The following is an 8,889-nucleotide window of genomic DNA, read 5'->3' on the forward strand; positions in this document are numbered from 1 at the left end:
TATTACATAATAGAGGCGAAAGTAAATAATAGTGCAAAAAAAGCGATAGAACAAATAAATAAAAAATATTTACCACAGTTTAGCGAAGATGACGAGATAGTAAAAATATGAATAAATTGGAACAAAAAATGATGAGAATTTGATGTTGTTTATGAAAAATAATTAATTTTGTTGATTAAATAATTTAAAAATAGTAATACTTCAATATTGTTTTGTTTAAATAATTTCCAAATCTTCTATTTTATGTTTACTAACATTAGAAGTATTTCAATTAAGAGATTCTTTAAGAGCCAACAATATTATTTCTATGTTTTACTTTTTTTGTATCTTTTGCTAGATGTGTTTGTAGTGGCGAGTATTATTGTATTTTCTAGTCTTCTGCAGTAATTAAAGATAAAAAACTTTGAAAAGTTAATTAAGAACTAATAAAAACAATAAATAAAAAAGGTGTAATTAGTGGAAATTTATGAAAAAATATGTATAAAGGAGGCATTAAAATTAAGTTTAAATGCTTTAAAATTAATAAAATATAAGAAAATGAATTATATAAACTGTAAACAACTCTACTATTTTTTTAATTTAGGTGTAGAAAATTAGATATAAAAATATTGACTTATTGTTTTTTTTAAGTATATAAGTATTAATTTATTTTATAAATTAATTTTATTCTATGGATAGATTATCAGAAAATAAAAATGTAAATAGTGAAAGTAAAAATCTTGGTGTTAATAAAGAAATTTATGATATAATAGAATGATCTTGAGCAAAGATTGAAAAAACTAATTTATGATTAAGTATAAATTTATGAGAAAAAAAAGACAATAAACTTTTTTTAAAAAAATTAATAGGTGAAATATATAAATGATGATATTGTATACAGGATATAAATATTTTTGGTATTATGGAATGTGTAAATAATTGAAAAAAAAGTTTAATTTTGTGAGCTTGATTTAAAAAGTTTGATTCGTATGAAAAAGAAATTTATGAATCAAAATTAAAAATAGAATCAAATTGTGCAAAATTTGACTTTTTTGTTACTTATGATGAAGAAACTGATACAGAATTTAATGCAGAATATGATAAAGTAATAATGACATTATTGCAAAATTGAATTGTATATTGAATTAATTATGATTTAATAAATAATGTTGTTAATTGACTTGAGGCTAAATCAATCCAAGTAGTAGCAGAAAGTGAAGAAGTACAAGAATTTAAAGATTGAATGAAAAAATCATATATTAAATATTTAAAATGATGAAAATCTAATAAAGCAATAAAAGAAGAGAGTATAGTAAGAGATCTTTGTTCAAAAAATGATTCTGATAAAGCTCATAGATCTTCTTATAAACAAATGTTCCCTATGACATTTGCATATGAATGATTAAATATTATTGCTGAATTAGTTGCTCCTAAATCATGAAAAACTTATAGAGATATGTTTGGTAATGATGTTTCAATCTCTTCAAATAATATAGATTTGAAAGATTATTCATGAGAATGAACTAAAATAAGAAATGTAGATTGAGTTCAACAAATAATTGCTACAAAAGATTGATATGTAGATATTGATCCAAAAACATGAAAAATAAATCTTTTAACAAAAGCAGATTATTCTTGAAATATTGATGAAGAAACTTGATCTTTAAATATTCTTGCTCCTGAATTTAATTTACAGTGAGATATAAAAAAAATGATATGAATTATTAGTTAATGATTGTACTGTGCAATGAAATATTTATTGAAATATATATTCCAAGTGATGAAGTATAACTATAAATTGAAAATGTATATGATGAGAAATAGAAACAGTAAATTGAAAAATATTAATTAATTGAGATATTATTGATAATAGTAATATTATATCAGAAAATTGAACAATTATAGTTGAAAATGTAAAAGATTCTGTGATCATTTGAAATGATATTTTGATAAAAAATGCAGAATGATGTAAAATTATTTGACATAAAGTAAAAATATTAAAAAGTATTTGAAATGAAATTATATGAGATTATTTGCATATAAATGAACTTGTAGATAAGAAAGATAATAAAAATATAATTTATTCATTTTTATTTAATATATGAAAAATAATAGATACATTAGATACTTTATATAAAGATTATTTAAATCTTTCCAAATTTTTGATTGATTTAAAAAAGAAAAAAGAAAATTTATTGTTTAAGTTAAATGATTGAATAAATTATGATACAGAATATAAAGATTATTATGAAATAGAGAGAAAAGTTAGAAAATGAGAAATTAAATTAAATAAATTATCCGATGAAAAAAAACAAGTATTGGAAAAAGTTTTAAATATAATAAAGGATAGAAGACAAGAATTAAAAAGTGATTTAAATACAACAACAAATTTAGAGAAAAAAACATTAACTGAAAAAAATCAATTAAATAATAAAATTAAATCACTTGAAATAAAGATGAATGAATTTAAAGTTTCTAATTTGGAAAAATGATATTTTGTACAAAAAAGTAATTGAGACTCATTTGATAATAGATTATATTCTGTACCAGTATCTGTAAAAGAATTATTAAATTCAAAAATATGATTTGAAAAAAAGATAAAAATATTAAAATGAGATATTGATGTATCATATGTTGATTATCTAAATGATTTATTTTGAAGTTTTGTAAGTAATCTTAAATTACAAGAGGTTTACACTGAAAAAACAAATACTAAAGATGGTAGGGAAAGATTTAATACTGTTAGAAGTTTTCATAGAACTGTATTAGTAGCAGATGATAATATACAAGAACAAGTAGATAATATTAAAGAATCTCATGATATATTGGTAAATAATGTATTAAAAGCAAAAATGCTTGATATATGAATAAATTGAATATGATTAGTTATTAAAAATGATTGAACTGTATTAAATAAATGAGATCAGTTATTTTTGGAATTAAAAGATGAATGATGATATATTAAATTTAATTTTATTGTAGATCGAAAAGAGGCTAATGAAAATTATATAAGATTTGGATGACATTTTGAATGAATAGATTTGAATACTGAATTGAAATTGTTGAATATTAAAAAATCTTATGAAAATAGTGTTAAATCATAAAAAATATGTAATGATACTTAAAAAATGTAAGATTGTATAGTGTTGTTAAAAATAATTTGTATAATTAAATGCAATTTATTTGATAACAAACTATATAATAAATATACATAATAATACAAAATCATCTCCATTTCAAAGAAATGGAGATATGAAAATTCTATTTAAAGATGAATGAATCATTAAAGATAAAAAAATTATAATAATATTCTTCATCTACTTGTTTTTTCAATTTTTCATAATTTTAATAAAAGTGGTTCAATATCTTCTTCTATAGCTTTTTCATTCATTCACATTTTTATTGCAATAGTTCTTACTCAAACTGCTCTTCATTCACTTTCTGATAATATTTTCAAATATTGTTTATGAATTTCTTGTATTCATCAATTTTCAAGTTTTCATCGTTTCACAAAATTTTCCCATTCATTTTTATCAAGAAAATTTTCTAAAGATAAAAAATCATTTTTACTTATTAAATAATCTCTTATTTTAATACAAAAATTTTTTATAGTTCTAGGTGTATTATCAACTTTTTCACCTATTTTTTCTATTATATTATCTGAAGTATTTATTCATAATTTTATTAAATTGTCTTTTATTATTTGATTTTTTTGTTGTGTTGTATAATTTTCAAAATGGAAAGTATATATAAATCTATTTTTCAATGGACTTGTCAAGCTTTCCAATTTGGTGGTTGCTCAAATTAATGAAAATTCATTTAATGCAATTCTTACATTTCATCATTCTGGCATCACCATATCTATACAAAAATCTTCCATAGCAGTATACAAAACTTCTTCTATATTAGGTTTTATTCTATGTATTTCGTCTATAAATAAAATATCTTTTTTTTCAAGATTGTTCAATATAGATATTATTTCTGAAGGTTTAGAAATAGCATATCCAGTAATAATTTTTATATTTACACCAAATTTTTTTGCAACTATTTGTGCAATTGTTGTTTTTCAATATCAACTCTGTCATGAAAAAAGTATATGTCATAAAGTACTATTTCTTTTTTTAGCACTATCTAATGCAGTTTGTAAAATTTTTTTTATTTCATCTTGTCATACAAATTCATCAAAATCAATAGGTCTATCATTCTTTTTTTCATTCTTTTTTTGTGTAGTTATTTTTTTAATTTCCATATCTTTTTTATTTTTTATTCTTATAATTAAATTATATATAAAATATATATATAAAAATTACTTGAAAAATCAACTTAAAAAACTATATATAATATATATTTATAAATAATATTGTTTAAATATGGATCCAAAACTTTTAGAGCTTTTAAAAATAGTAATAGAAAATTATATTTCTAGATGAGAACCTGTTGGTTCAAAATTTTTAAATTCTTTGGAAGATATTACTTATGCTCCATCAACATTAAGAAAATATTTAAATGAACTAGAATGAGGCTGATATTTATATCAACCTTATCATAGTGCTGGTAGATTACCAACAATTAAATGATTTTCTAATTATTTGGATGATTTATTAATAAATGAAGAAGATTTATCAAGTGATTTTAATTTTAATGCAAAAATGGCAAGAAATTCACTTAGATTTATCGTAGAATCTCTTTGAAAATCTACAGACTGAGTAGTTGTAGGTTTTTTGAAAAATGATGAATATTATTTTTTATGAATCAATAATTTAATAACAAATGATTCTTTGAAAGATTATGAAACTATTAGATTATTAATACAATTTATAGAAAATAAAAATATTATCAAACATCTAAATAGTAAAATGATAAGATATAATCAAATAAAATATAGTTTTATAAAATCTAAAGATAAATTTATATCAAGTTTATATGCAAAAATAAATGTAAATTGATATGAAGGAATAATTACAGTTTTGTGACCTGTAAGAATAAATTATAAAAAAAATATGAATATATTACAAAAATTTTTAAAAGCTTATAATTCGCAAATTTAAATATGGAATTTGAAAAACATATACATGATTTGGAGAATATTGATATAAAAGATCCTGAAATATCACAGATGTTAATAGAATTAAAACAAGATATTCTTTCCATAAATGAACAGAGTTTTGAAGCAAAAGAATTATGTGATAAAGCAGTTTTTGCTATAGATGAAAAAAATAAAGAAGAATTAATGTACTATTTGGAAAAACTTTCTAGTATGGAAAAAAAAGAAAGTAAAGAAGCTATAATTTCTTCTACAAAAGATTTAGAAAATCTTAAAAACAATATTCCACAAAATCAATTAAATAAAGTAAATAAAGAATATCTTGATTCTCTTACAAGAGAACAAAGAGATAAAATTATTTTTGAAATTGCTGAAAAATGAAGAGAAAATGATTACAAAGAAGTAGAAAATATAGCAAAAGAATTAGCAAATAATGAAAAATGAGTAATATGAAAATTAATTTCTTATATTATGAAAAAATCTATATAATAATTTTATATAATAAATAAATTAATAATGTCTATTGTTTTAAAAAGTGCAGGTTGAATAATTTATTATTTTGATAAAAAGGATTGAACTCCAAAATTTTTTTTGGTAAAAAGACATGCTCTTTCTGGAAAAATAGAACGAGTTGCACCAAAATGAAAAATTGAAAAAAATGAAAAAGATATAGATACAGTTGTGAGAGAAATAAAAGAAGAAGTTTGAATTTATTCACAAAATATAAAAGTAAAATCATATTTATGAAGTGTTTTGATAAATCTTCGCAATACTGGTAAATGATCTTATGATAAAAAAATAAGTTATTATTTAGTAGAATATTTTTGAGATTTCTCTGATATTAAAATAGAAAATGTAGAATGATATTTATGATATCATAAATGGGCAACTATACAAGAAATTAGTTGACTTATTTATTATGAAAATTTAAGACATATTTTTATGAGTGCATACAATAAAATTATGTGAAATAGTATTTAATTAAAAAAATTATTAATTTATATGGAAATAAAATTTATGTGATGAAATAATTTATCAATATTATGAGATAATAATTTAGATATTGATATAAAAAATAATAATTTATTTATAAATTTTGATGAAGCAAAAAAAGATAATTTAGTAGATTGATTTTTTTATGAAAAAATATGAAATAAATCTTATTTAATTAAATATTTTGATAAAAAAATAATTATTTTGAATGAAGAATATTTATTGAATTTTGAAACAAAAATAGATGCAATATTTGTAGATATTATTAATAATAAAATAAATATAGAATCTTTATTATTTTTTAAAAGTAGATTTATAATTCCAATTTGATTTTTTGACCGATTTCATTATAAAGAATATTTGACAAATTTTTCAAGAGAAATTATGTTAAATAATATATCAACTCCCAAAGTTATTAAAGTTTGACAATATATTATTTTATAAAAATAAATATTAATTTAATGAATAAAAAGTTAAAAATAGCGATTATTCAATTTATTATAGGAACTGTATTATTATCATTTGTTTATACTTATTTGGAATCAAATCCAGCAGAAAAAACTTCTATAATATCCTGACCAAAAACACTTCTTGAAAATATTCAATTACTTATTTATAGTAAATTTACTGATAAATGAGTTTATTTAAAAAATAAACAATCTATGGAAAGATCTTATTGAGAATTAATAATTAATCTTGAATCTATGCCATGTTTGTCAAGTGAATTACAAAATTTAAATTTAGTATATGAAGAATTAAAATCTGCTAGTTTGGACGAATTTTTGGAAAATGAATTTTATTTTGTGAGCAATTATCATAAATACTTAGAAAAAATAAATGAATGATGTAATTAATTTTGAAAATGTTAAAAGTAATATTTATAAATTTTTGATAGAAAACATAGAAAAACATATTAAAAAAATATATATTTGAGTATCTTGATGATCAGATAGTATGTTTTTATTTTTTGTTCTACAAAAAATTATTTATAATTTCAATTTTGATATAAAAATAATAGTTCTTCATTATAATCATTGATATAGAGAAGAATCTTTTCAAGAATCTATATTTTTACAAAATTATTTTGAACAAAATTGAATAGAATTTATATCTTGAAATTATGAATTAGACAATTTTTCTGAAAATAATTTGAGAAAAGCTAGATATTCTTTTTTTGATCAAAATTTAAATGAAAATTCTTATCTATTTTTGGGACATAACTTGACTGATCGTGTAGAAACAAGTTTTGTAAATATGCTTCGTTGAGCTTGAATAAAATGAATATTAAATATGAAAAAAATTTCAAAAAAAAATAATATATATTATATATGTAGACCATTATTAGATATTCCCAAAGATAAAATAAAAGATTTTTGTGATGAATTTTCTATTCCATATTTTCAAGATTATACAAATGATAATGTTGATTTTTCTCAAAGAAATTTTATTAGAAATAATATTTTGAAAATATTTTATGAAATTTCCAACAAAGATAAAAACTGAAATTTACTTTTTTTGAAAAGCTTCATAAATTTATATGAAAACATTGAAAATATTGAAAAAAATTCTATAATAGAATATACTAAATTTCCATTACCAAATATTGTTGATTATGATTTTTTCTATTTATTAGAAACAAATATAAAAAATAAAGAAGATCTTGTTTTATTATTTGATGAATTTAATTTATACAAAAATATATCATCAAGATTAATTGATGAATTTTATAATTTTTTTGTAAATGTTTCCTCTTGATATAAATATTTATGATGAATATATTTTCTTAAATCTTATAATAAAATTTATATTTACAAATGAAAAAATAAGTTTTGGGAACAGGATTACTCTAATATATCTCAAAAAATAAATAAAATTGGCAAAATAAATTTTTATGGTTATAATATACATATAGATAATAAAAAAATATGATATAATATTAGATTTCCAAATAAAAATGATATTTATTGAAATAAAAAATTTAATTTATATCTAAAAAAAAATAAATATCCTTTTTTTATAAGAAATCTAGTGGCAGTTATTGTTGATTGAAATACAATAATTGAAAAATTTAATTAAATAACTAAAATAAAATGACTATGACTACTTTTTTTATTATTTGGTTCTTACTATTAATTATATCATTAATATGATTTAAAATCACAGAAAAACATAGAACAAAAATTAAAAAACAAATAGTAGATTTATATGATCTATTTATATATGATTATACATTAAAAATCTTGAGAAATAAAGAAAATTTTTATTCATGGGATAAAGCATTAGATATAATTTTCAAAAATCATATTGATTTCATAAAAAATAAAGATTATTCCACAAATTCTCTAAAAAATTTTAATAATAAATTTATGTTGGATATATCTTATACCGAGGATCTCTTATCTCAAGATAACTTATTTGATTCAAACCTTATTTCCAATTCAAATAAATTAATAAGTTGAAGTAGTTTTGTATATACTATGAATAAAGCTTTTTTTTATTCTACATGTTTATTTAGTTTATTTATGTTTTTAATTTACAAAAAATATAAAAAAATATAAAATATTTTTTCATTAAACCCATCTTTGTAAACAAAAATAGCTAGTTTTGTAGTGGCGAGTATTATTGTATTTTCTCTTGAAATTATGATTTTTTTCATTATAATAAATATATTATTTTTTATCTTTTATATCTTTTTGTGTAAATAACACTAGTCTATATTACATTCCAAATTTATATTTGTTTTCATTCACCTATCAAAAACAAATATAATTTCTTTTATTTTAAATCTTTCTTTTAATTCATTTACCTTTGATTGTAATGTAGATTTATCATTTATATTTCATTCCAATATTTCTATACTTATAGGATATCAA

10 protein-coding genes are annotated in these 8,889 nt (G+C 19.1%); 9 read left to right on the forward strand and 1 reads right to left on the reverse strand.

Annotation, left to right across the window (positions count from 1 at the left end):
* The first annotated feature begins 670 nt into the window (after positions 1-670).
* Together VAMP_RS03605 and VAMP_RS03610 are read left to right on the forward strand one after the other, a co-directional pair.
* Entirely contained in the window at positions 671-1,711 is a 1,041-nt protein-coding gene (locus tag VAMP_RS03605) for a hypothetical protein (RefSeq protein WP_213349381.1), read from the forward strand.
* Between the two features lie 10 nt (positions 1,712-1,721).
* Positions 1,722-3,083, forward strand: coding sequence for a PilZ domain-containing protein (locus tag VAMP_RS03610; protein WP_213349383.1), 1,362 nt, complete (start codon positions 1,722-1,724; stop codon positions 3,081-3,083).
* A 194-nt stretch (positions 3,084-3,277) separates the two neighbouring features.
* On the opposite strand, the gene ruvB is transcribed toward VAMP_RS03610, so the two are convergent.
* Positions 3,278-4,228, reverse strand: a complete 951-nt coding sequence (gene ruvB / locus VAMP_RS03615; RefSeq protein WP_213349386.1) for a Holliday junction branch migration DNA helicase RuvB — start codon at positions 4,226-4,228, stop codon at positions 3,278-3,280.
* A 121-nt stretch (positions 4,229-4,349) separates the two neighbouring features.
* On the opposite strand from ruvB, the gene VAMP_RS03620 reads away from it, so the two are divergent.
* The 7 genes from VAMP_RS03620 to VAMP_RS03650 are packed head-to-tail and all read left to right on the forward strand — an operon-like array spanning position 4,350 to position 8,574.
* Positions 4,350-5,027: a hypothetical protein gene (locus VAMP_RS03620; protein WP_213349389.1), complete on the forward strand. Its 678-nt coding sequence runs from the start codon at positions 4,350-4,352 to the stop codon at positions 5,025-5,027.
* Positions 5,028-5,029: 2 nt separating this feature from the next.
* Positions 5,030-5,512 carry a hypothetical protein gene (locus VAMP_RS03625; protein WP_213349392.1) on the forward strand — a complete coding sequence of 161 codons (483 nt, stop codon included), beginning with the start codon at positions 5,030-5,032 and terminating at the stop codon, positions 5,510-5,512.
* 27 nt (positions 5,513-5,539) lie between these two features.
* Positions 5,540-6,004 carry an NUDIX domain-containing protein gene (locus VAMP_RS03630; protein ID WP_213349396.1) on the forward strand — a complete coding sequence of 155 codons (465 nt, stop codon included), beginning with the start codon at positions 5,540-5,542 and terminating at the stop codon, positions 6,002-6,004.
* A gap of 21 nt (positions 6,005-6,025) precedes the next feature.
* Entirely contained in the window at positions 6,026-6,460 is a 435-nt protein-coding gene (locus tag VAMP_RS03635) for a hypothetical protein (RefSeq protein ID WP_213349398.1), read from the forward strand.
* A gap of 17 nt (positions 6,461-6,477) precedes the next feature.
* Entirely contained in the window at positions 6,478-6,870 is a 393-nt protein-coding gene (locus VAMP_RS03640; RefSeq protein ID WP_213349401.1) for a hypothetical protein, read from the forward strand.
* Positions 6,854-8,092, forward strand: a complete 1,239-nt coding sequence (gene tilS / locus VAMP_RS03645; protein WP_213349403.1) for a tRNA lysidine(34) synthetase TilS — start codon at positions 6,854-6,856, stop codon at positions 8,090-8,092. The genes VAMP_RS03640 and tilS overlap by 17 nt, the downstream gene beginning before the upstream one ends.
* Positions 8,093-8,112: 20 nt before the next feature.
* A complete protein-coding gene (locus tag VAMP_RS03650; RefSeq protein ID WP_213349406.1) occupies positions 8,113-8,574 on the forward strand; it encodes a hypothetical protein in 462 nt (153 codons plus the stop codon).
* Positions 8,575-8,889: the final 315 nt, after the last annotated feature.

The sequence above is a fragment of the Candidatus Vampirococcus lugosii genome, assembly GCF_018420025.1.
Classification (GTDB): domain Bacteria; phylum Patescibacteriota; class Gracilibacteria; order Absconditabacterales; family Absconditicoccaceae; genus Vampirococcus; species Vampirococcus lugosii.